This window comes from Pseudomonas sp. 2848 (assembly GCF_003253945.1).
Classification (GTDB): Bacteria; Pseudomonadota; Gammaproteobacteria; order Pseudomonadales; family Pseudomonadaceae; genus Aquipseudomonas.
Window position 1 is genome coordinate 1 of record NZ_QKZD01000005.1, and the last position, 25,348, is coordinate 25,348.

A 25,348-nucleotide genomic window follows, 5' to 3' on the forward strand; every position below is an offset into this window, starting at 1 on the left:
CTGAACGCCCCATCCTGGGGCGCAGCGCTTGACGGGCATCCATGCCCGTCACCTCCCTCCGCAAGACCTCCGTTCGGCCTCCTGAAGTCGCAATTTGTGTTGCCTGAACTATCGCGCACTTAGAAGCAAGAGCAAGAGCAAGAGCAAGAGCAAGAGCAAGAGCAAGAATTGAAGGCTTTAGTGTGGTGAAGGTATGTGATTGTAGTGGCCAGCAGCCCTATCGTCGAATTAATTAATGACAGGGCTGCTGTATATTGAATATCAAGGTGAAATAGGATCGCTCGCCGGAAAAGTCTCATCCAACGCGTTATCGACATTACTCTCTTTCGGCTGACTCACCTCCCCACATTTGCAATCCCCCATGCGACAAGGCTCACCATTACGGTGCCCCGTCGCACACGCTTCGCAGCAGTACGCCTTGCCATCCTGGACCACGGCATTGGCATCCACGGTGCAGGAACAGTGGTTGCAGGAACAACGTTGCTCGTTCATCAGCGTTCTCTCCGCTCGTCTTCAGGGGTGAGCTCGTCGGTCCATGGCTCGCCGTCCAACGGCGCCGAGCGGGCCAGTTCGGCCTCGTCCAGGCCGATGCCGCCACCGATCTCGTGCGCCTCGACATGACGCAGGGTCTGGTCCGCCGGGCCGCCTGCCGTACCCGGCTCATGCGGATCGCGCGCACCGGTCTCGTCCAGCAGCGTGTCAGGGCTCAGGTCGTCGAGGGTGACATTGTCCTCGTGCAGGCTGTCACTCAGCGCCTCGCCACCGGTCATGCCACTTTCGGCAACGCGTCTGGGTGGATACTCCTCTTCCACCTCCCGCGCCGGTCGTTCGTCGCCAATCCGGCCCTGGCGCTCATCGCGGCGCTCGCTGAAATCCAGTTCATGGACACTGCCCATGCGGTCTTGCGTGTCGTCGATCTCGACTGCCGGTTTAGGGTCTCTGGGAATGGGCATGATCGCTCTCCGATTTGTGGGCTCATTCGGTCGACTCCCCCTGCCAGTCAATGATTCAGAGTTTCTGCAGGCAGCACCTGCCCACGCTTTTTTTGAACTCCGCCCAGCCCCCTCGCCTCCCAACCTAGAGACCCCGCGAACCGTTTCGGAGCCCGCCATGGCCAAGCCCCTGCTGGAGTACCAGCGCAAGCGCGACTTCAACGCCACGCCCGAGCCTGCCGGCAAGCGCGGCCGCACGGGCAAGGCCCATGCCTTGCAGTTCTGCATCCAGAAACACGACGCCAGCCACCTGCACTACGACTTTCGCCTGGAACTCGATGGCACCCTGAAAAGCTGGGCCATTCCCAAGGGCCCCTCGCTCGACCCCAAGGTCCGCCGCCTGGCGGTGCATGTGGAGGATCACCCGCTGGACTACGCCGACTTCGAAGGCAATATCCCCGAAGGCCACTACGGCGCCGGTGACGTGATCGTCTGGGATCGCGGTATCTGGGAGCCCGAGGGCGATCCACGCCAGGCCTACGCCAAGGGCAAGCTGCGCTTTCGTCTGCAGGGCGAGAAACTGTCGGGCGTCTGGAACCTGTTCCGCACCCACCTGGCCGGCAAGAAGGAGCAGTGGATGCTGGTCAAGTCCCACGACGGCCAGGCCCGCAGCGAAACCGACTACAGCATTGTCGAAGCCTTGCCGGACAGTGTGCTGAGCGACCGTACACTGCTGCCGCGCCAGCCGGCGAAAACAGCCACTGCCAACAAACGCAAGGCCAAGGCCAACCCCGTCGCCCTGCCGGACAAGCTCCAGCCGCAACTCGCCACCCTGGTCGATTCGCCGCCCAGCGGTGACTGGCACTACGAAGTCAAGTTCGACGGCTACCGCATCCTCGCCCGCATCGAAGGCGAGGATGTGCGCCTGTTCACCCGCAATGGCCACGACTGGAGTGCGAAGATGCCGCGTCAGGTCGAGGCCTTGAAAGCGCTAGGGCTTGATTCGGCCTGGCTCGATGGCGAGATGGTGGTGGTCGACGAACAGGGTGTGGCCGACTTCCAGGCTTTGCAGAACGCCTTCGACACCGAGCACGACGAACGCATCACCTATTACCTGTTCGACCTGCCGTACTTGGGTGGCGAGGACCTTCGCCCGCTACCCCTGCAGGCGCGACGTGCCACCCTGGCCCGACTGCTGGAAAGCACGCCGTCGGACCTCCTCAAGTTCTCCGCCGACTTCACCGAGCCTGTCGACTCGCTGCTCGACAGCGCCTGCCGCCTCAAGCTCGAAGGCCTGATCGGCAAGCGCGCCGACAGCCCCTACGTGGGCCGGCGCAGCGGTGATTGGGTCAAGCTCAAGTGCAAGCAGCGCCAGGAGTTCGTGATCGTCGGCTACACCGACCCCAAAGGCGGCCGCAACGCCTTCGGCGCCCTGCTGCTGGCCCTGCACGACACCGACAGCGGCCAGTTGCGCTATGCCGGCAAGGTCGGCACCGGATTCAGCGCCACCACGCTGGACAGCCTGCATGCGCGCCTCAAACCCCTGGAAGTCGACAAGCCGGCCTTGCCCAAGCCGCCCCGCGGCGCCGACACCCGTGGCGTGCACTGGCTCAAGCCGCAACTGCTGGCCGAAGTCGCCTACGCCCAGATGACCCGCGAAGGCATCGTGCGCCACTCGGTGTTCCACGGCCTGCGCGACGACAAACCCGCCACCGCCATCGACCTGGAGCGAGCCATGCCCGCCAAGCGCGCCGCGCAGCCACCCGCCGAGCCCCACGGCAGCCTGCGCCTGACCCACCCCGACCGCGTGGTCGACGCCAGCACCGGCACCACCAAGCGCCAGGTCGCCGAGTACTACGCCCAGGTCGCCGACTGGCTGCTGCCGCAGCTCAAGGACCGTCCCGTGGCGCTGGTGCGCGCACCGGACGGACTGGGTGGCGAACTGTTCTTCCAGAAGAATGCCGGCCAGCTGCACATCCCGGCTGTGCGCAGCTACAGCAAGGCGCAGGCCGGCCAGGCGGCGATGGTGCTCAACCGCGCCGACAGCCTGTTGGGCGCGGTGCAGATGAACATGCTCGAACTGCACACCTGGAATGCCACCGACAAGGATTTCGACAAGCCCGATCGCTTCGTCCTCGACCTCGACCCCGATCCGGCACTGCCCTGGAAAGCCATGCTCGAAGCGACCCAACTGACCCTCACCCTGCTCGATGAGCTGGGCCTGAAGGTGTTCCTCAAGACCAGTGGCGGCAAGGGCATGCACCTGGTGGTGCCGCTGACCCGCCGCGCCGGTTGGGACGAGGTGAAGGACTTCAGCCATGCCCTCGTCGAGCATATGGCGGGCCTGTTCCCGGATCGGCTCAGCGCCGTCTCCGGGCCCCGTAACCGGGTCGGGCGGATCTTCATCGACTACCTGCGCAACGGCAAGGGCGCCACCACGGTCGCGGCGTATTCGCTGCGTGCCCGCGAGGGGCTGCCGGTGTCGGTGCCGATCTGGCGCGAAGAGCTGACCCAGCTCAAAGGCGCCAACCAGTGGCACATCGGCAATCTGCAGGCGCGGCTGGCCGAGGTGGACGACCCTTGGGCGGACATGGCCAAGACCCGGCAGTCCATCACCGTGCGCATGCGCAAACAGCTGGGCATCGACTGAGGCCAAGGGGAACGTATTCATGAGCATCATCCAGGACTTCGACCTGACCAACCTCGACCGCCTGCTGCGCCGCTTCGGCGCCCGACCGCAGGCCATCGACCTCGACACCTTGCTGCCGGAGCTGCTGCAGGCCATGCAGGCCGACCACCTCGACCTGTTGCCCCTGCCCGGCCAGGGCCAGACCCTCAAGCGCTGGCAGACGCTCGCGCGGGTAGCCGGTTGCGACCTGACCCTGGCCAAGCTCTATGAAGGCCATACCGATGCCTTGGCGATCCTGGCCGAATGCGGTGCCGCCCACCACGCCCAGGACGGGATCTGGGGCGTGTGGGCCGCAGAGCCGCCGGATGCCCGTGCCCGTATCGTCGAGCGGCACGACGGGCAGGTACGTCTGCAAGGGCGCAAGGCCTGGTGCTCGGGCGCGCTGCAGATCGACCGGGCACTGATAACTGCATGGGAGAATGACCAGCCGCAGCTGGTGGCCATCGAGTTGTCGCACCCCAGCCAGCGCATCCAGGCCGACCAGTGGCAGGCGGTGGGCATGGCCACCACCACCAGCGTCAGCATCGAATTCGACGACACGCCCGGGCTGGCCGTCGGCCTGCCCGGCCAGTACCTGGCACGTCCTGGTTTCTGGCATGGCGGCGCCGGCATCGCCGCGTGCTGGTACGGCGCGGCCGAGGCACTGGCCGACTACCTGCGCGAGCATTGCCGCATGCCTCGGCCCGATCCGCACGCCGATGCCCATCTGGGAGCGGTGGATGCTGCCTTGTACGGCGCCCGCGCCGCGCTTCGCGAATGCGCCGCCTGGATCGACCAGCAGCCCCATGCCGACGCCAGCTTCGAAGTGCGCCGCGCCCGCGCCCAGGTCGAACAGGCGGTCGAGCAGGTGATCCGCCATGTCGGCAGGGCGCTGGGTGCCACGCCCTTCTGTCGCAGCAGTCATTTCGCCCGGCTCAGCGCCGACCTGCCGGTCTACCTGCGCCAGAGCCATGCCGAACGCGACCTGGCCGAACTGGGCAGGCAAGTGACCGGCATGCCGGCGGGAGCCTGGCAGCTATGAGCGAGAACCGTATCCAGGCGGCTGCCGGCACCCCTTGGCGCGACTGGCAGCAATCCGCGCACCTGGCCCGCGCCAAGTGGCTCAAGCCCGAACAGGTCTGTCCGTCCGGCCGGCGCCTGGTGTTGCTGGCCCCCCACCCGGACGATGAAATCCTCATGGCCGGCGGACTGCTGGCCGGTTTCCACGGGCGCGAGCAGGACCTGGTGCTGATTTCCGCCACCAACGGCGAAGGCAGCCATCCCCATTCCGCCCACTGGACCGAGCACCGTCTGCGCCACCAGCGCCCCCAGGAAAGCCGGCACGCCCTGCAACAGCTTGATCTGGACCTCAACCGCCTGGACTGGCGGCGCCTGAACCTCAAGGACGGCGCCCTGCCCCGCGATGAAGCGTTCCTGGCCAACTACCTGGAGCAACTGCTCGAACCGGACGACCTGCTGCTGACCACCTGGCGCGGTGACGGCCACTGCGACCACGAGGCGGCCGGCCGCGCTGCTGCCCAGGCGGCCCAGGCACGCCGGGTACAACTGGCCGAGGTCCCGGTGTGGGCGTGGCATTGGGCCACGCCCGATGACCCGCGCCTGCCCTGGCCCCAGGCCCATCGGGTACAGCTCGACGACACCCGCCTGGCGCGCAAACGCCAGGCCTTGGCCGCCCACGCCAGCCAGTTGCAGCCAGACGGGGAGCATCCTCCGGTGCTGCCCGTCACCCTGCAGACCTGCCTGTTGCAGCCTTTCGAACTGGTCTTCCTGTAATGGAGTCGCCATGAGCCTCGACGCGCAGTATTTCGCCGACCTGTATGCCGGCAACGACGATCCCTGGGCCTTTCGCACCCGCTGGTACGAACGTCGCAAGCGCGACCTGGCGATGGCCAGCCTGCCCAGCCAGTGCTACGGCCGGGTGTTCGAGCCGGCCTGCGCCAACGGCGAGCTGAGCGTGCTGCTGGCCGAGCGCTGCGCCAGCCTGCTGTGCCAGGACATCGACGCCACTGCCGTCAGGCTGGCCCGGCAACGCCTGGCAGGGGTCGATCATGCCCGCGTCGAACAGGGACACCTGCCGGGCGATTGGCCGGGCGGGCAGTTCGACCTGATCGTGCTCAGCGAGATCGGCTACTACCTCGACCCCACCGACTGGTTGCAGGTGATTGAACAGTCCGTGGCCTGCCTGGCTGGCGACGGCGGATTGCTGGCCTGCCACTGGCGCCATCCGATTGACGGCTGCCCCCAGGACGGCGGCCAAGTGCACGCCCTGCTGGCCAGGCACCTGCCGCTGTATCCGCAGTTGCGCCATGAGGAGGCGGACTTCCTGCTCGAGTACTGGTCGTGCCAGCCCCGGGTGGTCGACCTGGACGAGACTTGCCCATGATCGCGGTGATCATTCCCGCCCATAACGAGGCCCGGCGCCTCGGACACTGCCTGAAGGCCGTGGGGGTGGCAGCTGCGCGGGCCGAAGCCGCGGGCCTGGAGGTCGAGGTGCTGGTGGTGCTCGATCGCTGTACCGATGCCAGCGCGCGCATCGCCAGGCGCCATGGCGTGCACACGCTGGCGCTGGAGGCCGGCAATGTCGGCATTGCCCGGCGCCTGGGGGCGGCGTGGATGATCGAGCGCGGCGCCCAGTGGCTGGCATTCACCGATGCCGACAGCCGCGTGCCTGGCCACTGGCTGCTGTCGCAGCTGCAATGGCATGCCGACGCGGTGTGCGGCACAGTGCATATCGAGCGCTGGCAACCCTGGCAGGGTGCCGCCTTGCGCCAGCTTTACCACAGCCGCTACCAGGCAACGGAAGGCCACCGGCATATACACGGTGCCAACCTTGGGGTGTGCGCCAAGGCCTATGCCAAGGTCGGCGGTTTCCAGCCGCTGCCGGCCCACGAGGATGTGCAACTGGTACTGGCACTGGAAGCCATCGGCGCGCAGATTGTCTGGACCGCCAGGCACAGCGTGGCGACCAGCAGCCGTCGGGACAGCCGGGCGCGGCAGGGATTCGGCGATTACCTCAGCGGATTGGAAGGCCAGATCCCGTAGACCGGCGCTCGGATCACGATGCCTTGCGTGGGCGCTTGGCCGCAGGCTTCTTCGCCTTGCTCTTGCCACCCAGGCTGCGCTTGAGCAGCTCGGTAAGGTCGATGATGTCCGCGCCCTTCTCCGCCGTGGCGCCCTCGCCTTTCTCCACTGTCTCGATCTTGCCCTTGCTGGCCTTCTCCTCCACCAGGTCGAGGATGGTCTGGCGGAACGCGTCGTGGTAGTCATCGGGCTTCCACGGCCCGCTCATGTCCTCGACCAGGCGTTTGGCCATGTCCAGCTCGCGCTTGTCGACCTTGCTGTCGGTCACGCTCTTGTCCAGTTCCAGTGTCTCCAGGCCCCGCACTTCCTCCGGCCAGCGCAAGGTGATCATCACCAGCGCCTCGTCGAGCGGGCGCAGCAGCGCCAAGTGCTGGCGGGTGTGCAGCACCACCGTGGCCAGGGCCACCTTGCCGGTGCTGGCCAGAGTCTCGCGCAGCAACGCGTAGACCTTGCCGCCCCGGCGGTCCGGGCTCAGGTAATACGGCGTGTCGAACTGTTGCAGGGGGATTTCCCCGGCTTCGACGAACGAGAAGATATCGATGGTCTGGGTCGCCTCTGGCCGGGCCTTGCGGATTTCCTCCTCGCTGATCACCACGTAGCGGCCCTTCTCGTACTCCACGCCCTTGACGATGTTTTCCTTGTCGATTTCCTTGCCGGTGACCTTGTTCACCCGCTTGTAGCCAACTGGCTCCATGCTGCGCTTGTCCAGCCAGTCGAAATCCACCCGCTCGCTGCGCACCGCGGTGTTGAGGGACACCGGGATGTGCACCAGACCGAAACTGATCGCGCCTTTCCAGATCGCCCTGGCCATGGTTGGCTCCTAAGTGTTCGGGGTCAGGCCGGGCTGGCTGTAACGCAACGCACCGCAGCGTTCGCAGCAGTGGCATTGCAGCCCGGCGACTTCGTGGATCAACAGGCTGCGCCATTGGCAGCCACGCAGCAGGCAGACGAGTTTCATCAGCCACCTCCTTGGCCCACATCGACGGGGCGCTTACAAGGACTGACTGCGCGGCGCGCGGAAGGTTTATTCGGCTTTGCCCTACGGCAGCGGATTGCCCCCGGTGACGCCGAAAATCTCGCCGGTGATGTAGCTCGACTCCTGGCTGGCCAGCAGCACGTACAACGGCGCGCACTCGGCGGGCTGGCCCGGGCGTTTCATCGGCGTGTGCCCGCCGAAGTCGGGGATCTTCTCCGGTGGCTGCCCGCCACTGGGCTGCAGCACGGTCCAGATCGGCCCGGGGGCCACCGCGTTGACCCGGATGCCGCGCTCGATCACCTGCTTGGCCAGGGCCTTGGTGAAGGCGACGATGGCGGCCTTGGTGGTGGCATAGTCGAGCAGCGTGGCCGATGGCTGGTAGGACTGGATCGACGCGGTGTTGATGATGGTCGCCCCGGCCGGCATCAGCGGCACGGCGGCCTGACACAGCCAGAACAGCGCGTAGACGTTGGTCTTCAGCGTATGGTCGAACTGCTCGTGGGTGATCTGCCCGATATCCTTGCGTGCTTCCTGCTTGCCGGCGACATTCACCAGGATGTCGAGCCCGCCGAGCCGTTCGTGAGCCTGGTCGACCAGCTGGCCGCAGAAGCGCGGATCCTTCAGGTCGCCGGGCAACGCCACGGCCTTGCGCCCCTCGGCCTCGATAAGCTGCACCACTTCGCGGGCGTCGCGCTCCTCGGTCGGCAAATAATTGAGGGCGATGTCGGCGCCCTCCCGGGCGAAAGCAATGGCCACGGCCCGGCCGATACCCGAATCGGCGCCGGTGATCAGGGCGCGCCGGCCGGCCAGGCGGCCGAAGCCCTTGTAGGTGGTTTCGCCGTGGTCGGGCTTGGGTTGCATGTGCGCATCCAGGCCTGGGGCCGGTTGATGCTGGGCGGGGAATGGCGGATGCGGATACTGGGTCAGGGGGTTCTGCAAGGTGAACTGGTCCTGGGGCTTGCGGGGCATCGGCTGGACTCCTTCGGGTAATGGCTGGGTAAGGTCTGGCGCGGGGCAAGCCCGCATACAGGTGCTGTTCGTCACGTGGAAGCGGTCTGGCACCGCACGAGGACCACACAAGTTTCGAGGCAACCGGCTGATGGATGGTTTGCTCAAGCTGGGCCCGGCGCCGACAGATGGTCGTCCATCACCTGCCTGAGCACGTTGCGCATTGCCAAACGCTCATCCAGGCCTTGCTCGCGGGCCAACCCATAGGCCTGGCGCTGGCGATCGGCACTGCTGCCGTCGCGCAGAATGCGCCGGGCGTGCAGGAAAGAACGCTCGGCATCGGCAGTGTCGGCCGGGCATTGCGTCTGTAACTGCGTCAGCCAGACTTCGGCATTCACCGGCTGCTGGTCATGAACACCAATGAAGGTGGCAAGACGGCCATGACGCATGGCGCGCCAGTAGTTCTCCTGGGTGATCCAGCGCATTTCACGGCTGGCGGCGCCAGCGTGCCGCCGCAGCGCATGCTCGACGAGATGGCGAAACAGGCCGGCGATGGCCAAGGCTTCCTCCAGCCGCGGACAGCCGTCGCAGATGCGCAATTCGACGGTCGGAAAACGCCGCGAAGGTCTGATCGCCCACCAGAAGTCGCCGTCCTCGGCCAACGTGCCGCTGCGTTGCAACAGCGCGCGATAACGCTCGTAGGCGCTCCAGTCCGGCAGCGGTTCCGGCAGGCCCATGTGCGGCCACTCTCCGCACACCACGCGGCGGTAGCTCATGTAGCCGGTGTCCTGGCCGCACCAGTAGGGAGATGAGGTGCTGAGCGACAACAGCAAGGGCAGCCAGCACAGGACCCGGTTGATCACCTGCATGCGATCCAGGCCCGGTGGCACCCCGACATGCACGTGCAGGCCGTTCAACAGGCTACGCCGGGCCACCAGCCGGTAGTCGTCGAACAACTGCCGAAAGTGCGGCGTTGCGCGTGGATGCTGGCGCAGCCAGTGGGCGCTGGGGTGGCTTGCCGCACAGTACAGACCAGCCCCCTCGGCGGCCAGCGCCTGGCTCAGGCGCTGGCGTTGCTCGGTAAAGAAGGTGCGGGCCTGGTGCAGCGTCTCGAACACCGGCGAGGCCAGCTCGATCTGGCTGCGGAACATCTCTTCGGCGAAACACGGCCCCAGCACCTCACGGCACAGACGGATCAGTGCCGTCGACGGCGAGGACAGCACCCGGCCACTGTCCAGCGCCACCAGCAGGTACTCCTCCTCGATGCCGAACGTGCAGGGCCGCCCCATGCGTTCATCCGCCGCGACGGGTGACGGTCAGGGCCACGGCGGCAATGCGCTCGACCTGTTCATAGCCGGGCTCGAGCAACTGCTCGCCGAACACGTCCGGATCCAGCTCCCGGTAGTGCCAGCTCAAGTCAGGGCCGGCCAGGCGCAGGCGGACCGCTTCGAGCAACGCATCGCGCCCTTCGACGATCGCCACCCCGGTGTACAGCAGCAATGTGCCGCCCGGTGTCAGGCGCTCACAGGCCTGTTCGACGATACGCAGCGACAGGTCGGCGCCGAGCGCCCCGCCGCCGTGGCGGTAGACGCGCTGGCTGGCATCGAGCATATAGGGCGGGTTGGCGACGATCAGGTCGAAGGTGCCGGTGATGCCCGTGAGCAGGTCGCTGGGCTCGACCGACACATTGGCCAGCCCGGCCAGGGCGGCGTTGACGGCGGTGTAGCGCAGCGCCAGCGGATTGATGTCCAGCGCGCTGACCTGCGCATGGCGTGCGGCCCGGGCAATCAGCAAAGCGCCGATGCCGCTGCCGCAGCCGATATCGACGGCGTGCTGCACGCGCCGGGGGCTGCGCCGCAGGTGATCCTCGATCAACTGGGCGAAGCGGTAGCTGTCCGGCCCGAAGAACACCGCGTCGCTGCTCTCCGTCGGCCAGGCCGAATGCACCAGCAACAGGTCATCCAGGCTCGACCAGCGCACTCGGCTGCGCCACAGCTCGCCGTGCGCCTCCAGCACGCCGGCCGTGCCCAGTTGTTCCAGCTCGTCGGCACTGATCAGCGAAGCCGGGAACGGCCGGCTCCAGCCGAATACATCTCGCAGCGTGCACGCGCGCTGGGCCTGAGGTCGGGCATTGACCCGCGCCTGGGTCGCCGGGGTGACGCAGGTGAAACGGTAGCCGTCGGCATGCAGCCTGCGGCCCAGTTGCAACAAAGCCTCGTCGGCACGGATTTGCTTCTGGTCAAGTTGCATCACCGCGGCCCTCCCTGGAACAGCCCGGTGGCAGCGATGTAGTCGCGTGTGGCACGCAGGCCCGTGGGTTCTGCGTGCCGGTTACCGGCCATGGCCTCGATCAGCGTGGCGATCTCCGAGGCTTGGGCCCGGCCGGGCGCCTCCGCCTGCAGGGCCAACGCCTGCTCCCACTGCCCGGGCGGCACACGGCGAGGCCCGGCCCCTTGCCAGCTACCGGCGATCCAGTCATGCCACAGCTGTTTCTCGTAGGCGCTGAACACGCCGAACATTGCCGCGCCGGGGCCGTCGATCAGTGACCAGAAGCGGCTCTGCATCGGGTCGCTGTCACGCTTGATCCAGCCCTGGGCTTGCAGGGCCTCCAGGAACCCGGCCATCGCCCCCGGCTCGGCAAGCCACTGGTTGATGGTCCGCCCTTGCAGGCGGCAGCGATCGGAATGCATGAACTGGCCGAACACGCGCTTGCGCTCCAGCGCGGCGAGCAGTTCGCCCTGCAGGTCGAAGCTGGCGATCAGCGAAGGTGTGTCGAGACCCAGGTCGTTGAGCCGGTAGCCGTGCCTGACACGCGCATAGAAATCTTCATCGCCCGCTGGCGCCAACATCCGCAGGCTCTCCAGCGAACGCCGGGCATGGCCGCTGGCGGCATTGTCGATGGTCACGTGCAACTGGAAGTAATGGGCGTCGATACCCAGTTCGGCCAGCTCATGAGTGGTGATCAGCAGGTGCAGCGGTGGCTGCTCATATCCCAGGTTGTAGCCGATCACCTCGGGCAGGAAGCGCTCGCAGTACTGGCCGAGGGCCAATTGCACGGCGCCTTGCACGAAGCGCGAAGGCTCAAGTGGCAGCCCTTGCAAGCACCCCAGGCGGCTGAGCAGGCGCTGGTAGATCAGCACATGGTTGCAGCGTGGGTCGCCGTCGCCCAGTTCTTCGAGAAAGGTGCGGATCAACCCGTGGTAACGCGGGTCGCGCCAATGCCGCAGGGTACCGTGCAACCAGGCACCGTCGACCGCCTTGGTCGGCGCGACCTGCTGCAGGAACCACAAGGCCTGGGCGCGGGTGGCGAAATAGCGCCGGGGCGCTCCTTCACGCCGCTGCCGCAGGTAATGCGCATGGTCGTGGGCGACCTGGGCGGCATGGTGTTCGGCCCATTGGGGCAACAGGTGCGGCTCTTCCGGCAGGTCGTCTTCCCTGGTACGAACACGGCGCAGTTGTGTTTCCAGCCAGTCCTCGGCGGTGGCATCGCGTCCCGCCAGCAACGCCTGGTAGCGATGCGCTACCTCATCAGTCATGTCGTGCCTGGCTTGCGAACGCACGCCGTCACGGATCATCGCCACCATGCCGGTCACCTCGCGTTATGGATTCTGGGGCTTGGTTTCGGGGGACGGGTTGCTGGTCGGGGAATCGGGTTGCTGCATCTGCAGCGAGGGCTTGCTCGGGTCGGCGTCTTTCGCCGGATGGTCATTGTCGCGGTCGAAGCAGCCAGCCAGCAGGCCCAGGCTACCCAACAGGCAAATCAGAGGTGCGATACGCATGGGAACCTCCTGGTGGGGTGTGCGCGGTGCCAGGCGAACCCGGCACCGCGTGCCCTCACTTACGAGCGGCCGCCCTTGTGGCCGGACTCGCTCTGGCGATTGCCGCCGCCGGAGCTCTGCCCGCCCTTGCGACCGGCTTCGGACGCTTTTTCGCGGTCATTGGCGAAATTGCCTGGGTTCTTCGTTCCACCCTGGCTGCCGGTCTTGTTGGCGTCCTGCTTGTTGGTGTCCTGGCGACCGGTCATGTTGCTGTCTTTGTTGGCCATGGTTGCAAAAACCTCGTGTGGCTAAGGGTTGCACGGCGAGGTGCCGTACATGGATTGGGAGTACGGCGATAAAGAGGGATTCGGATTATTCCGAGCGGATCGGACCGGTGGCGCTAAACAAGCGGCGACGGTGTATTTGGGGCGCAAGCGGATCCCCGGTGGGCAGACATTGCGTTGACCCCCGGCAGATATCTGGCATACTTCGCCAACCTACCGGTCGGTAGGTTACTATTTTGCTTGCACGGACTTTCGCTCATGCCCGCTTCACATTTGCGCTTCGCCGCCTCCCTCGCCCTGATCGGCGCTCTTGGCCCGTCTGCCATCGATATGTACCTGGCCAGCCTGCCGGAGATGGCCCGCGACTTCGCCACCGGCTATACCCAGGTTCAGCTGACGCTGACCGTGTTCCTGCTGGCCATGGGCGCCGGGCAACTGCTGTTCGGGCCACTGGTGGATGCCTTGGGGCGGCGTCGCCCGCTGCTCGCCGGCCTGCTGGTGTTCTGCATCGCCTCCCTGGCCGCGGCGGCCGCGCCGTCGCTGGACGCGCTGCTGGTGGCGCGCCTGGTGCAGGGCCTGGCCAGCGCGCTGACGTTGGTGGTGATCATGAGCATGGTCCGCGACAGCGCCGATGGCGCACGGGCGGCACAGATCTTCGCCCTGCTGATGACCATCGAGGGCCTGGCGCCGATCCTCGCCCCGGCGCTGGGCGGGGTGATCGACGCTGCGTACGGCTGGCGGGCGATCATGCTGGTACTGGCCGGCCTCGGTCTGCTGACCTTGGTCAATTCGGCCGTGACACTCGGTGAAACCCTGCCGCCGACGCATCGAGTACGCCTGGCACCGGCAACGGTATGGCGTACTTATGGCCGCATAGCCGCCGACGGCGCTTTCCTGCGCCCGGCCCTGGCCCTGTCGGCGGTGTTCTTCTTCCTGTTCGCCTACATCGCCGGCTCGGCCTATGTGTACCAGCAGCACTTCGGCCTCTCCAGCACGCACTTCGGCCTGCTGTTCGGCGGCTGCGGCGTTGCCATCCTGCTCGGCGCGGCGCTGTCCGGCTATTGCGTCAGCCGGCACGGCGTGGCCCAGGTGGCCTGGTGGGGGGCGCTGTGCATGGGGGCCGGCGCAGCACTGGCGGTGATTGCCGGCCTGTCTGGCGCAGGCCTGCCGCTGCTGCTGGCGGGCGTGGTGCTGGCGCTGTTCGGCCTGGGGGTTTGCGAGGCCACCTTGATGGCCCTGGCGATGTCATCGCAGCAGCGCGATGTCGGCTCGACGGCGGCCCTGCTCGGCGCGCTGCAACTGGTGATCTCGTCCAGCGCCACGCCCCTGGCCGGGCACCTGGCCACCCTGGGCCCGCTGGCCTGGGCCTGGTTACTGGCGGCGGCGGCCGTGGTCATCGTCGGTTTGACCCGCGCCGCCGTGGCAAAGACAATCAGCGCCTCGCCCTGCTGCGTCAACCCGGAGTGACCGCCTTGAAAGCCCTGACCCCTTCCGCCGCGCGCATCTGCGAGCATGCCGTGGAGCATTTCGCCGAGCACGGCTACGACGGCTCGTCGCTGAACGAGATCGCCGCCCTGGCAGGCATGCGCAAGGCCTCGCTGTACGCCCACTTCGCCAACAAGGACGCGTTATTCGTGTGCGCCTTCGAACGGGCCCTGGCCGACGAAACCGCCTACGTCGAGGCGGGCTTCGGCCATGAAGCGGCAGGCCGCGAGGCGCCGGGGCACTGGCATCCGCTGCACCTGGCCGAGCGCTACGCGGCGTCGGCCAACCTGCGCTTCGTGCTGCGCAGTGCATTCCTGCCGCCGGCGCCGATCCGCTCGACTGTCACCACCGGCTTCGAGGCGTACCTGGAGCGGATCCGCCTGGGCTTCTGCCAGGCCCTGCGCGAGCGCCACGCCTGGGCCCAAAGCGATGGCAACAAGCTGGAGCTGTACGGCGATGCGTACCTGGGAATCATCGACAGCCTGCATGTAGAGCTGCTGTACGCGCCCCCGGCGGTTTATGCGCGGCGGGCAGCGTCGTTGCTGAAAATTCTCGATGATTCGCTGCAATTGGCTGGACAGTAAACCATGGGGTTGCTGTGCAACCCCTCGCCGGCAAGCCGGCTCCCACAATGTCCGCGCCAACTGCCAACCCTGTGGGAGCCGGCTTGCCGGCGATGGGCCGCACAGCGGCCCCCTTGATTTCAGGGCCTGACCTTCTTCAGCTCGTTCAACAACCCCATCAACTGCTCCAGCTTGTCCGCGCCGAACTGGCGCTGGATCTCCTGGTAGTTGCGCTCCATCTCCTCGCTCATCGCCAGGAACGCCTGCTGCCCGCGCACGGTCAGGCTGATGAAGATGCGCCGCTGGTCTTCCGGCGACTTGCGCCGCGCCACCAGGCCGTCGCGCTCCAGGCGCTTGAGCACGCCGCTCATGCTCGGCTTGAGGATGCAGGCCTGGTCGGCCAGCTGGTGGCTTTCCAGCTCGCCCTGCTGGCGCAGGATACGGATCACCCGCCATTGCTGCTCGGTCAGGTCGTGGGCATTCAGGGCCGGGCGGAAGAACGCCATGGTCGCTTCGCGGGCCTGCAGCAGGGTCAAGGTCAGGGAGGGTCTTGGTTGGGTCATCAGGATCAAGGGCTGTTTTATTAAGATATTAATAAAGTGAAATACATTTTCACCCGGGCTGTCCAGCCCTGTGAAAAGTACCAGCGCTCCTGGCAATCACCCATTCCCGCGATGCCTTCCCCGTAGCACGATCTGCCGACAGCCCACCGCCCGGACCCGTCGCCGCATGTCAACGCAACCCCGCCTGGCGCTGGCGGTACTCACCCGGCGTCATCTGCGCATGGCGCTGGAAGAAGCGGCTGAAGTACGCCGGGTCCTTGAACCCCAGGCGGTAGCAGATCTCGTTGGCCGAGCCGCCGGTGTACAGCAGCAAGCGCCGCGCCTCCTGCATCAGCCGCTCGAACACCAGGCGCTTGGACGGCAGGTCGGCCATGCGCCGGCACACGTCGTTCAGGCGCGCCTCGGTCACGCCCAGGGCTGCCGCGTAGGCCGGCAGGGTCCAGTGGTCGAGGTAGTGGCGCTCGATCAGTTCGTTGAAACGGTGGAACAGCTGCAGGTCCTCGTGCCGCGCGGGCGTGGCCTCCAGCGAATTGGCGCACAGGCGCAACAGGCTGATCATCACCAGGCGGGCCAGGTCCTGCACGGCGGTGCCCTGCCCGGCCTGGCCATGGCCCAGTTCGCCGCCCAGCAGGTCGAACAGCTGCTCCAGGCGCTGCACCTCCTCGGCCGCCGCCCCCCGCAGATGACCGAGCGCGACACATGCCGGCTGCAGGCGTGGGCCAAGCGCAAGCCCAGGCTCGGCCTGCAGCAGTTGCCAGACCAGTTGCTGGCGCACGGTCAGCACATGGCCGTCGGCATCGGGCTCGGTGACGAAAGCATGGGGAATGGTGGGTGGGGTGAGGAAGAACATCGGACCGGACTCGTGGTAACGCTGCTCGTCCAGGTACACCCGCACGCTGCCGGTCTTCACGTAGTGCACCTGGAAGAAACGGTCGTGCCGGTGCACCGGCATGTTGCGGCCGAAGAATCCGGCCAGGTTGCCCAGCCGGTCGTAATGCACCTCGCTGTCGCTGTAGCGCTGGTCGTAGACCTGACCGATGTTGATGTTGGGGATCGGCTGTCGTTCTTTCATTGTTGTTCTCGCAGCGGTGAAACGCGCCGGGGGGAATAATCCTAGCACCACCGACCAGCGGCGAATGCCTTGACGATCGTTAACATATTAAATATAACGTTAACACATTAACAAAAACACCAAGAAGCGTCCCGTCCGCTTCGCCCACCGCAGGAGAAATGCATGAGCCGTGCCTTGCACGAGGTCGCCAGCGGCAGCCTGTTCGGCGTCGCCCTGAACTACCAGGGCCTGCTGCAACAGCATCTGGCGTCCTTCCACGAAGCGCCGTACCAGCAACCGCCGGTCAAGCCGGTGCTGTTCATCAAGACGCCCAACACCCGCAACGGTCACGCCCAGCCAGTGACCTACCCCTCGGCAGTCGAACGCCTGCAAGCGGGCCCTGCACTGGGCGTGGTCATCGGCAAGGACGCCAGTCGCGTCAGCCTGGACAACGCCCTGGACCACGTGGCGGGCTACACCATCGTCAACGAGTTCAGCCTGCCCGAAGACAGTTACTACCGCCCGGCGGTCAAGGCCAAATGCCGCGACGGTTTCTGCCCGCTCGGCCCGCAACTGGTGCCGCCCACGCAGGTCGGCAACCCCGACGCGCTGGGCATTCGCCTGTGGGTCAACGGTGAGCTGCGCCAGCAGAACAACACCGCCAACTGCGTGCGCGGCGTGGCCCGGCTGATCGCCGAGATCAGCGAGTTCATGACCCTGCATGCCGGCGACGTGCTGATCACCGGCACCCCGGAAGGCCGTGTCGATGTGCTGCCCGGCGACCAGGTGACGGTCGAGATCGACGGCCTCGGCCAGCTGACCAACCCCATCGTCGCCGAACAAGGACTCGTCCCATGAAGCACGCCCGTATCCAGTTCGACGGCCAGGTCCACGCGGTCACCGTCGAAAACGACCAGCGACTGCGCCTGGCCGATGGCCGTGTGGTCGACGCCGACCAGGTCACCTGGCTGCCGCCGGCCAGCGGTAGCATGTTCGCCCTGGGCCTGAACTACGCCGACCATGCCGCCGAGCTGGCCTTCACCCCGCCCACCGAACCGCTGGCCTTCGTCAAGTCGCCCGGCACCTACACCGGGCACAACCAGGTCAGCTGGCGCCCGGACAACGTCAAGTACATGCACTACGAGTGCGAACTGGTGGCGGTGATCGGCAAGCCGGCGCGCAACGTCAAGCGTGAGGATGCCCTCGACTACCTGGCCGGCTACACGGTGTGCAACGACTACGCCATCCGCGACTACCTGGAGAACTACTACCGCCCCAACCTGCGGGTGAAAAACCGTGACGCCACCACCCCGGTGGGCCCTTGGATCGTCGACACCGCCGATGTGCCGGATCCGTCGAACCTGACCCTGCGCACCTGGATCAACGGCGAGCTGAAACAGCAAGGCACCACGGCCGACATGATCTTCGACATTCCCTACCTGATCGAATACTTCTCCAGCTTCATGACCCTGCAACCCGGCGACATGATCGCCACCGGCACCCCGGAAGGCCTGGCCGACGTGGTCCCGGGCGACGAGGTGGTGGTGGAAGTGGAAGGCGTCGGCCGCCTGGTCAACCGGATCGTCAGCGAAGCCGAGTTCTTCGCCCGCAACGCACAAGAGGCAACAGCATGATCAAGCACTGGATCGATGGCCGCGAAGTCGAGAGCCGCGACACCTTCGTCAACTACAACCCGGCCACCGGCGAGGCCATCGGCGAAGTCGCCAGCGGCGGCGCCGAGGAAGTCGCCCTGGCCGTGGCCGCGGCCAAGCAAGCCTTCCCGAAATGGGCCAATACACCGGCCAAGGAGCGCGCGCGCCTGATGCGCCGCCTGGGTGAGCTGATCGAGCAGAACGTGCCGCAGTTGGCCGAACTGGAAACCCTGGACACCGGCCTGCCGATCCACCAGACGCGCAACGTGCTGATCCCCCGCGCCTCGCACAATTTCGACTTCTTCGCCGAGGTGTGCACACGTATGGACGGCCACAGCTACCCGGTGGACGACCAGATGCTCAACTACACGCTCTACCAGCCGGTTGGAGTGTGCGCGCTGGTGTCGCCCTGGAACGTGCCGTTCATGACCTCCACCTGGAAGACCGCGCCGTGCCTGGCGCTGGGCAATACCGCGGTGCTGAAGATGAGCGAACTGTCGCCGCTGACCGCCAATGAGCTGGGGCGCCTGGCGGTCGAGGCCGGCATCCCCAATGGCGTGCTCAACGTCATCCAGGGCTACGGCGCCACCGCCGGCGATGCCCTGGTGCGTCACCCGGACGTGCGCGCCATCTCCTTCACCGGCGGCACCGCCACCGGCCGGAAGATCATGCAGACGGCCGGCCTGAAAAAGTACTCGATGGAACTGGGCGGCAAATCGCCGGTACTGATCTTCGAGGACGCCGACCTCGAGCGTGCGCTGGACGCTGCCTTGTTCACCATTTTCTCGCTCAACGGCGAGCGCTGCACCGCCGGCAGCCGCATCTTCATCCAGGAGAGCGTGTACCCGCAGTTCGTCGCCGAGTTCGCCGCCCGTGCCAAGCGCCTCATCGTCGGTGACCCGACCGACCCGAAGACCCAGGTCGGCTCGATGATCACCCAGCAGCACTACGACAAGGTCACCGGCTACATCCGCATCGGCCTGGAAGAAGGCGCGCGCCTGCTGGCCGGTGGCCTGGAACGCCCGGCCGGATTGCCGGCGCACCTGGCCAAGGGGCAGTTCATCCAGCCGACGGTGTTCGCCGATGTGAACAACAAGATGCGCATCGCCCAGGAAGAGATCTTCGGCCCGGTGGTGTGCCTGATCCCGTTCAAGGACGAGGCCGAGGCGCTGCAACTGGCCAACGACACCGAGTACGGCCTGGCCTCGTACATCTGGACCCAGGACATCGGCAAGGCCCACCGCCTGGCCCGTGGCATCGAGGCCGGGATGGTGTTCATCAACAGCCAGAACGTGCGCGACCTGCGCCAGCCGTTCGGCGGTGTCAAGGGCTCGGGCACCGGTCGCGAAGGCGGGCAATACAGCTTCGAGGTCTTCGCCGAGATAAAGAACGTGTGTATATCCATGGGTAGCCACCACATTCCGCGCTGGGGGGTGTAACGCGGGGCTGCTGAGCAGCCCATCGCCGGCAAGCCGGCTCCCACAGGGATCACCGCACACTGTAGGAGCCGGCTTGCCGGCGAAACGAGGGCGAAGCCCTCGCCATGGATACATAACAACAACTCGTTACCGGAGACTCCCATGGGCACACTCGCTCTCGCCGCCAAGATCACCCACGTGCCGTCGATGTACCTGTCCGAACTGCCGGGCCCGCGCCAGGGCTTTCGCCAGGCGGCCATCGACGGCCACCTCGAGATCGGCCGGCGCTGCCGCGAACTGGGCGTCGACACCCTCGTCGTGTTCGACACCCACTGGCTGGTCAACGCCAACTACCACATCAACTGCGCCGCGCACTTCGAAGGCCTGTACACCAGCAACGAACTGCCGCACTTCATCGCCAACATGAACTACGGCTTCCCCGGCAACCCCGAGCTGGGACGCATCCTCGCCGACGAGTGCAATCGCCTGGGCGTGGAAACCATGGCCCACGACGCCACCACGCTGGCGCCTGAGTACGGCACCCTGGTGCCGATGCGCTACATGAACACCGACCAGCACTTCAAGGTGATCTCGGTCTCGGCGCTGTGCACCTCGCACTACCTCAACGACAGCGCGCGCCTGGGCTGGGCCATGCGCAAGGCGGTCGAGGAACACTACGACGGCACCGTGGCCTTCCTGGCCAGCGGCTCGCTGTCGCACCGTTTCGCCCAGAACGGCCAGGCCCCGGACTTTGCCACCAAGGTCTGGAGCCCGTTCCTGGAAACCCTCGACCACCGCGTGGTGCGCCTGTGGCAGGACGGCGACTGGGCCGACTTCTGCGCAATGCTGCCCGAGTACGCGGTCAAGGGCCACGGCGAAGGCTTCATGCACGACACCGCCATGTTGCTCGGCGCGCTCGGCTGGTCGAAATACGACGGCAAGGCCGAGGTGGTGACGCCGTACTTCGGTTCCTCCGGCACCGGCCAGATCAACGCGATCTTCCCGGTCACCCCGCAGGATGGCAGCGCGATCCCTGCCGCCCAGGCCTCGAACCGGGCCGGCGTCACCTCCACAAGCCGCCTGTAAGGAGCATCACCATGCCCCATCTGGTCCTGCTCTACAGCCCGGATATCGAAGCCGACGCCGATATGCCAGGCCTATGCCGCGCCCTGGCCGACTGCATGCTCGCCCAGCGCGACGAACACCATCGCCAGGTGTTCCCCACCGGCGGCACCCGTGTGCTGGCCTACCCCGCCGCCCATGCGGCAATCGCCGATGGCCGCGGTGCCTACGGTTTCGTCTACGCCAACCTGCGCATGGGCGCTGGCCGCAGCGCCGCGGTGCACCAGCAGGTCGGTGACGCGCTGCTGGCGGTGTTGCGCCGGCACCTGGACGCGCTGCTGGAACGTCGCCCGGTCGGCGTGACCCTGCAGATCGACGAAAGCCAGGCCCAGGTTTACGACGCCAAGCACAGCAGCCTGCACCCTCTGTTCACCCGCCAGCCCTGAGGTCTCCATGCTCGACGCCCGCATCATCCAGCAAGCCGCCGCCCGCCTCGACCAGGCCGAACGCACCCGCGAACAGGTCGGCCAGTTTTCCCTGGAACATCCCTCGATCGGCATCGAGGACGCCTACGCCATCCAGCGTGCCTGGGTGGCGCAGAAGATCAAGGATGGCCGCAAGCTGGTCGGCCACAAGATCGGCCTCACCTCCCGGGCCATGCAGGTCTCCTCGAACATCACCGAGCCAGACTACGGCGCGCTGCTCGACGACATGCTGTTCGAGGAAGGCAGCGACATTCCCTTCGAGCGTTTCATCGTGCCCCGGGTCGAGGTGGAACTGGCGTTCATCCTCGGCAAGCCGCTCAAGGGGCCGAACGTGACCCTGTTCGAGGTGCTCGACGCCACCGAGTGGGTGATCCCGGCGCTGGAGATCATCGATGCGCGCATCCAGCAGGTCGACCCGCTCAGCGGCGCCACCCGCAAGGTCTTCGACACCATCTCCGACAACGCCGCCAACGCTGGCGTGGTGATGGGCGGGCGCGCCGTGCGCCCGGGCGATATCGACCTGCGCAAGGTCCCGGCGGTGCTGTACCGCAACGGCGTGATCGAGGAATCCGGCGTGTCGGCGGCGGTGCTCAACCACCCCGCCAAGGGCGTGGCCTGGCTGGCCAACAAGCTGGCGGCACATGACGTGAGCCTGGAAGCCAGCCAGCTCATTCTCGGCGGCTCGTTCACCCGCCCGGTGGCCGCCCGTCCCGGCGACACCTTTCACGTCGACTACGACCAGCTTGGCTCGATCGCCTGCCGTTTCGTCTGAGGAGCGCCCATGGACATGCCCATCAACACCTTCAAGCAACGCCTGCGCGACGGCCAGGCTCAGATCGGCCTGTGGCTCGGCCTGGCCGATCCATATTGCGCGGAGCTGGCGGCCAACGCCGGCTTCGACTGGCTGCTGCTCGACGGCGAGCATGCGCCCAACGACCTGCGCAGCCTGCTCGGCCAGTTGCAGGCGGTGGCGCCCTACCCGGCCCAGCCCATCGTGCGCCCGGTGATCGGCGATACCGCGCTGATCAAGCAGTTGCTCGATATCGGCGTGCAGACCCTGCTGGTGCCCATGGTCGAAAGCGCCGAGCAGGCACGTCAGCTGGTGCGGGCGATGCGCTACCCGCCCCACGGCGTGCGCGGTGTCGGCAGCGCGCTGGCGCGGGCGTCGCGCTGGAACAGCATCCCCGGCTACCTGGACCAGGCCGACGAGCAGATGTGCCTGCTGCTGCAGGTGGAAAACCGCGAAGGGCTGGCCAACCTCGACGCGATCTGTGCCGTCGAAGGTGTCGACGGCGTGTTCATCGGCCCCGCCGACCTCAGCGCCGCCATGGGCCAGCGGGGCAATCCGGGGCATCCTGAGGTCCAGGCGGCCATCGAGGATGCCATCGTGCGCATCGCGCGGGCCGGCAAGGCGGCAGGTATTCTCAGCGCCGACGCGACGCTGGCCCGACGTTACATCGAACTGGGCGCGGCGTTCGTCGCGGTGGGGGTCGACACCACGGTGCTGATGCGCGGCTTGCAGGGGCTGGCGGGCACGTTCAAGGCAGGGGCCGCCGCCATCGCCCAGGGCGGTGTCTACTAGCCTGGCCTTGTAGCGCGTAAGCTCGATGTTGGGGCGAGCCGGTGAAGCACTGCTGGCCCGCCCGGCAGCACCATGCTAGCCTCCGCGCGCCCCGCCCTGCGGGGTCGCGACAACGTCGAATCAAGGAGTCAGGCAATGGACCTGCAGTTTCTGGGCACCTCCTCCGGGGTGCCCACCAAGGCCCGCAACGTCAGCGCGACCGCGGTCATCGAGGCCACCGGCAGCGGTTGGTTCCTGGTCGATTGCGGCGAAGGCACCCAGCATCAGCTGCTGCACAGCCCGCTGTCGGTGCGCGACCTGCGCGCCATCTTCATCACCCATGTACACGGCGACCATTGCTTCGGCCTGCCGGGGCTGCTGGCCAGCGCCGGCATGTCAGGGCGCAAGGAGCCACTGGTGCTGGTCCTGCCGGCCGACCTGCACCCCTGGGTCCGGCAGAGCCTGGAGGTCAGCGACACCTACCTGCCCTTCGAGTTGCAGATGCAGGCGCTGGAGACCTTTGGTGGCTTGAGCCACGGTAACATCCAGGTCGGCGTGGTCGAGCTGTCGCACCGGGTACCCTCCTACGGCTTCGTGTTCGAGGAGCGCGACCCGCAACCGCACCTGGACACCGAGCGCCTGCGCGCCGACGGCATCCCCGCCGGGCCGCTGTGGGGGCAGATCGCCCGTGGCCGAACGGTCGAGCACGAAGGTCGCCAGATCGACCCGCAGGCCTACCTGCAACCGACGCGCCCGGCGCAACGCATCATCGTCTGTGGTGACAACGACCGCCCCGAATTGTTGAGCGAACTGGCCGCCAACGTTGACGTCCTGGTCCACGAAGCCACCTTCACCCAACCGTTGGTCGAACGCACCCAGGCCAGCTTCGGCCACAGCACCGCCGCTGCGGTGGCGCGCTTCGGCGAGATGGTGGGGGTGAAGAACCTGGTGCTGACGCACTTCAGCGCCCGCTACCAGTCGGGCGGTGGGCGCGGCGGTTCCATCGAGGAGGTACGCGATGAGGCGCTGGCGCACTTCAAGGGGCACCTGACCCTGGCCCGGGACCTGGCGCGTTACCGGGTTGACCGTGACGGGGTGCTGGTCGAGGTGGAATAGCGCCGGCCGGGGACCTATCGTGGGAGCGGGCTTGCCCCGCGATGAGGCCTTACCAGGCACCTTCATTGCCTGATCGGACGCTATCGCGGGGCAAGCCCGCTCCCACGACAGACCGCGCAACGCTGGTGATACTTGGGCCGTATCCTTGGGTTTCAATGCGCCGGATGCTGCTCCACACTGGCCGCCAGGCAGTAGCGATCACGCCCCTGCCGCTTGGCCTGGTAGAGCGCCGCGTCGGCCGCCGCCATCAGGTTTTCCGGGGTCACCGTCGCCAACGTCGGCGCACCCACCGCAATTCCGGCGCTGGCCGTGACATGGCCGAACGGACTGCCACCGTGCTCGATGGCCTGCCGGCGCAGCAACTGCAGGATCTCCTGCACGATCTGGCTGGCCCCCGCGGCATCGGTATCGGGCAGCAGCAAGGTAAACTCTTCGCCACCATAACGCACCGCCAGGTCGCCCGGGCGTTTCAGCGCCTGGCGCAACAGCTCGCCGAAGCGGCGCAGGCACTGGTCGCCGGCCGGATGCCCGTAGCGGTCGTTGTAGGACTTGAAGCAGTCCAGGTCGAGCATCACCAGGGCCAGGGCATAGCCCTGTCGCCGCGCCCGGCGTATCTCCGGTTCCAGCACCGCATCCAGCCGCCTGCGGTTGCCCAGCCCGGTCAAGCTGTCGGTCAAGGCCAGCGCCTTTAGGGTCTGGTGGGCCTGGTGCAGGGCACGCTCGATGGCGATGCGCTCGCGCAACTGGCGCAGGACGATCCAGCCGAACCCAGCCAGGCCGATCAATACCAGGACCAGCACCGCCACCGACTTGAGCATGTCGTGGCGCCACGGCGCGATGATCGACTCGCGCGACAAGCCCGCCTCCACCACCAGGGGGTAACTGCCCAGTGAACGGAAGGCATACAGGCGTGGCGTGCCGTCTACCACCGCCACCGCCTCGGCCACCCCCTCGCTGGCATAGGGCAGGTAAAGACGGAAGATCTCGCTGCTGGCCAGGCTGCGGCCGATCACCTGCTCGACGAACGGCCGACGCACGAGGATGGTGCCGTCGCGCTTGGCCAGCACCAGGGCGCCGCGCTCGTCGATCTTGAAGTCGCCGTAGTAGCGCACGAACCAGTCGACTTTGATCGTCCCCAGCAACACCCCGGCAAAGCTGCCGTCGGCATTGTCCAGGCGCCGCGAGATGGGGATGATCAGGTCGCCCGTGGAGCGGCTGCGCACCACCGTGCCGATACGCACCTGGCGGTCGGGATGGGTGCGGTGATAGATGAAATAATCTCGGTCGGCATTGTTGGCACCCGCTGGCACGTCATCCTTGTCGGTGACGATCCAGCCGCCGTCGGGGCCATAGACGAACAGGCCATGCAGTTGCGGCATGATCTGCGCCTGCTGCTTGAGCAACGCGTGCAGGCGCGGGCGGTCGACATGGGCGAAGCCATCGCCCTCCAGGCGCTCGGCCAAGGCCGCGGTGATCGCGTCCACCTGGCGGATGGCATCCTCGGCATGCTGGGCGGTGGCCCGGGCCAGGTTGCTGACCGCGTTTTCGGCATTGGTGAACACCTGCCGGTAGTCGCGCCAGATCCGCCAGCCTTCGACCAGCACGAAAACCAGCATCACCACCGCCATGAAACTGAGCATCAGGCGGAACAGCGACACGGCGCGCCCCTCGCCCGTCACCGGGAAGAGGCCGTCCTCGGTCTGTTTCCTGACTGCGCGCATTGA

At 66.8% G+C, this 25,348-nt stretch carries 27 protein-coding genes and 1 pseudogene; 15 read left to right on the forward strand and 13 right to left on the reverse strand.

The annotated features are described in order from the left end of the window. Positions 1 to 261 precede the first annotated feature (261 nt). The gene (locus DFS21_RS11135; RefSeq protein ID WP_081941252.1) at positions 262 to 492 is read right to left on the reverse strand and encodes a metallothionein; all 231 of its coding nucleotides are present in this window, start codon (positions 490 to 492) and stop codon (positions 262 to 264) included. Further along, positions 492 to 953 carry a phosphotransferase system, HPr-related protein gene (locus DFS21_RS11140; protein ID WP_110704305.1) on the reverse strand — a complete coding sequence of 154 codons (462 nt, stop codon included), beginning with the start codon at positions 951 to 953 and terminating at the stop codon, positions 492 to 494. Before DFS21_RS11140 ends, DFS21_RS11135 begins: the two co-directional genes overlap by 1 nt. A 157-nt stretch (positions 954 to 1,110) precedes the next feature. On the opposite strand from DFS21_RS11140, the gene ligD reads away from it, so the two are divergent. The 5 genes from ligD to DFS21_RS11165 are packed head-to-tail and all read left to right on the forward strand — an operon-like array spanning position 1,111 to position 6,663. Next, complete coding sequence (ligD, locus tag DFS21_RS11145; protein WP_111532323.1) at positions 1,111 to 3,582, forward strand: DNA ligase D; 2,472 nt, start codon at positions 1,111 to 1,113, stop codon at positions 3,580 to 3,582. Between the two features lie 19 nt (positions 3,583 to 3,601). After that, a complete protein-coding gene (locus DFS21_RS11150) occupies positions 3,602 to 4,642 on the forward strand; it encodes an acyl-CoA dehydrogenase (protein ID WP_110704300.1) in 1,041 nt (346 codons plus the stop codon). Then, positions 4,639 to 5,394 (forward strand): PIG-L deacetylase family protein, encoded by a 756-nt coding sequence (locus tag DFS21_RS11155; protein ID WP_111532324.1) that lies wholly within the window; start codon positions 4,639 to 4,641, stop codon positions 5,392 to 5,394. The genes DFS21_RS11150 and DFS21_RS11155 overlap by 4 nt, the downstream gene beginning before the upstream one ends. A 10-nt stretch (positions 5,395 to 5,404) precedes the next feature. Beyond that, positions 5,405 to 6,004, forward strand: a complete 600-nt coding sequence (locus DFS21_RS11160) for a bifunctional 2-polyprenyl-6-hydroxyphenol methylase/3-demethylubiquinol 3-O-methyltransferase UbiG (RefSeq protein ID WP_111532325.1) — start codon at positions 5,405 to 5,407, stop codon at positions 6,002 to 6,004. Then, complete coding sequence (locus DFS21_RS11165) at positions 6,001 to 6,663, forward strand: glycosyltransferase (protein ID WP_111532326.1); 663 nt, start codon at positions 6,001 to 6,003, stop codon at positions 6,661 to 6,663. Before DFS21_RS11160 ends, DFS21_RS11165 begins: the two co-directional genes overlap by 4 nt. A gap of 13 nt (positions 6,664 to 6,676) precedes the next feature. Here DFS21_RS11165 and DFS21_RS11170 read toward each other — a convergent pair whose 3' ends face one another. The 8 genes and pseudogenes from DFS21_RS11170 to DFS21_RS27255 form a co-directional block, all read right to left on the reverse strand. Next, the gene (locus DFS21_RS11170) at positions 6,677 to 7,513 is read right to left on the reverse strand and encodes a Ku protein (protein WP_110704295.1); all 837 of its coding nucleotides are present in this window, start codon (positions 7,511 to 7,513) and stop codon (positions 6,677 to 6,679) included. 9 nt (positions 7,514 to 7,522) lie between these two features. Then, a complete protein-coding gene (locus DFS21_RS26735; RefSeq protein WP_178082012.1) occupies positions 7,523 to 7,660 on the reverse strand; it encodes a PSPA7_2676 family Cys-rich small protein in 138 nt (45 codons plus the stop codon). Positions 7,661 to 7,741: 81 nt separating this feature from the next. Next, entirely contained in the window at positions 7,742 to 8,647 is a 906-nt protein-coding gene (locus DFS21_RS11175; protein WP_111532327.1) for an SDR family oxidoreductase, read from the reverse strand. Between the two features lie 143 nt (positions 8,648 to 8,790). Continuing rightward, complete coding sequence (locus tag DFS21_RS11180) at positions 8,791 to 9,915, reverse strand: carboxylate-amine ligase (RefSeq protein ID WP_111532328.1); 1,125 nt, start codon at positions 9,913 to 9,915, stop codon at positions 8,791 to 8,793. 4 nt (positions 9,916 to 9,919) lie between these two features. Beyond that, positions 9,920 to 10,876: a class I SAM-dependent methyltransferase gene (locus tag DFS21_RS11185; RefSeq protein WP_110704289.1), complete on the reverse strand. Its 957-nt coding sequence runs from the start codon at positions 10,874 to 10,876 to the stop codon at positions 9,920 to 9,922. Beyond that, on the reverse strand, positions 10,876 to 12,210 hold the full coding sequence (locus DFS21_RS11190; RefSeq protein ID WP_111532329.1) for an iron-containing redox enzyme family protein: 1,335 nt from the start codon (positions 12,208 to 12,210) through the stop codon (positions 10,876 to 10,878). Before DFS21_RS11190 ends, DFS21_RS11185 begins: the two co-directional genes overlap by 1 nt. A 15-nt stretch (positions 12,211 to 12,225) precedes the next feature. Beyond that, a complete protein-coding gene (locus DFS21_RS11195; RefSeq protein WP_110704285.1) occupies positions 12,226 to 12,405 on the reverse strand; it encodes a hypothetical protein in 180 nt (59 codons plus the stop codon). Positions 12,406 to 12,464: 59 nt separating this feature from the next. After that, a pseudogene (locus DFS21_RS27255) lies at positions 12,465 to 12,587 on the reverse strand (general stress protein); the annotation flags it as partial. Positions 12,588 to 12,926: 339 nt separating this feature from the next. Here DFS21_RS27255 and DFS21_RS11205 point away from each other — a divergent pair. Continuing rightward, positions 12,927 to 14,135 (forward strand): multidrug effflux MFS transporter, encoded by a 1,209-nt coding sequence (locus tag DFS21_RS11205; RefSeq protein WP_111532330.1) that lies wholly within the window; start codon positions 12,927 to 12,929, stop codon positions 14,133 to 14,135. A gap of 5 nt (positions 14,136 to 14,140) precedes the next feature. Beyond that, positions 14,141 to 14,737: a TetR/AcrR family transcriptional regulator gene (locus tag DFS21_RS11210; protein WP_173862483.1), complete on the forward strand. Its 597-nt coding sequence runs from the start codon at positions 14,141 to 14,143 to the stop codon at positions 14,735 to 14,737. A 119-nt stretch (positions 14,738 to 14,856) separates the two neighbouring features. Here DFS21_RS11210 and hpaR read toward each other — a convergent pair whose 3' ends face one another. Further along, complete coding sequence (hpaR, locus tag DFS21_RS11215) at positions 14,857 to 15,279, reverse strand: homoprotocatechuate degradation operon regulator HpaR (protein WP_023632900.1); 423 nt, start codon at positions 15,277 to 15,279, stop codon at positions 14,857 to 14,859. A gap of 169 nt (positions 15,280 to 15,448) precedes the next feature. Continuing rightward, positions 15,449 to 16,351 (reverse strand): 4-hydroxyphenylacetate catabolism regulatory protein HpaA, encoded by a 903-nt coding sequence (gene hpaA, locus DFS21_RS11220; protein ID WP_102685341.1) that lies wholly within the window; start codon positions 16,349 to 16,351, stop codon positions 15,449 to 15,451. 162 nt (positions 16,352 to 16,513) lie between these two features. On the opposite strand from hpaA, the gene DFS21_RS11225 reads away from it, so the two are divergent. From DFS21_RS11225 to DFS21_RS11260, 8 genes are all read left to right on the forward strand, one after another. Further along, positions 16,514 to 17,188 (forward strand): fumarylacetoacetate hydrolase family protein, encoded by a 675-nt coding sequence (locus DFS21_RS11225; protein WP_111532331.1) that lies wholly within the window; start codon positions 16,514 to 16,516, stop codon positions 17,186 to 17,188. Next, positions 17,185 to 17,964: a fumarylacetoacetate hydrolase family protein gene (locus tag DFS21_RS11230; RefSeq protein WP_111532332.1), complete on the forward strand. Its 780-nt coding sequence runs from the start codon at positions 17,185 to 17,187 to the stop codon at positions 17,962 to 17,964. The genes DFS21_RS11225 and DFS21_RS11230 overlap by 4 nt, the downstream gene beginning before the upstream one ends. Further along, complete coding sequence (hpaE, locus tag DFS21_RS11235; RefSeq protein WP_111532333.1) at positions 17,961 to 19,421, forward strand: 5-carboxymethyl-2-hydroxymuconate semialdehyde dehydrogenase; 1,461 nt, start codon at positions 17,961 to 17,963, stop codon at positions 19,419 to 19,421. Before DFS21_RS11230 ends, hpaE begins: the two co-directional genes overlap by 4 nt. Positions 19,422 to 19,562: 141 nt before the next feature. Next, positions 19,563 to 20,486 (forward strand): 3,4-dihydroxyphenylacetate 2,3-dioxygenase, encoded by a 924-nt coding sequence (gene hpaD, locus DFS21_RS11240; protein ID WP_102685126.1) that lies wholly within the window; start codon positions 19,563 to 19,565, stop codon positions 20,484 to 20,486. 11 nt (positions 20,487 to 20,497) lie between these two features. Further along, positions 20,498 to 20,908, forward strand: a complete 411-nt coding sequence (locus DFS21_RS11245; protein WP_102685125.1) for a 5-carboxymethyl-2-hydroxymuconate Delta-isomerase — start codon at positions 20,498 to 20,500, stop codon at positions 20,906 to 20,908. Positions 20,909 to 20,915: 7 nt separating this feature from the next. Continuing rightward, on the forward strand, positions 20,916 to 21,719 hold the full coding sequence (gene hpaH / locus DFS21_RS11250) for a 2-oxo-hept-4-ene-1,7-dioate hydratase (RefSeq protein ID WP_111532334.1): 804 nt from the start codon (positions 20,916 to 20,918) through the stop codon (positions 21,717 to 21,719). Between the two features lie 9 nt (positions 21,720 to 21,728). Beyond that, positions 21,729 to 22,529: a 4-hydroxy-2-oxoheptanedioate aldolase gene (gene hpaI, locus DFS21_RS11255; RefSeq protein WP_110704271.1), complete on the forward strand. Its 801-nt coding sequence runs from the start codon at positions 21,729 to 21,731 to the stop codon at positions 22,527 to 22,529. Positions 22,530 to 22,664: 135 nt separating this feature from the next. After that, entirely contained in the window at positions 22,665 to 23,624 is a 960-nt protein-coding gene (locus DFS21_RS11260) for a ribonuclease Z (RefSeq protein WP_111532335.1), read from the forward strand. A 152-nt stretch (positions 23,625 to 23,776) separates the two neighbouring features. On the opposite strand, the gene DFS21_RS11265 is transcribed toward DFS21_RS11260, so the two are convergent. Beyond that, positions 23,777 to 25,345: a sensor domain-containing diguanylate cyclase gene (locus DFS21_RS11265; protein ID WP_110704267.1), complete on the reverse strand. Its 1,569-nt coding sequence runs from the start codon at positions 25,343 to 25,345 to the stop codon at positions 23,777 to 23,779. Positions 25,346 to 25,348: the final 3 nt, after the last annotated feature.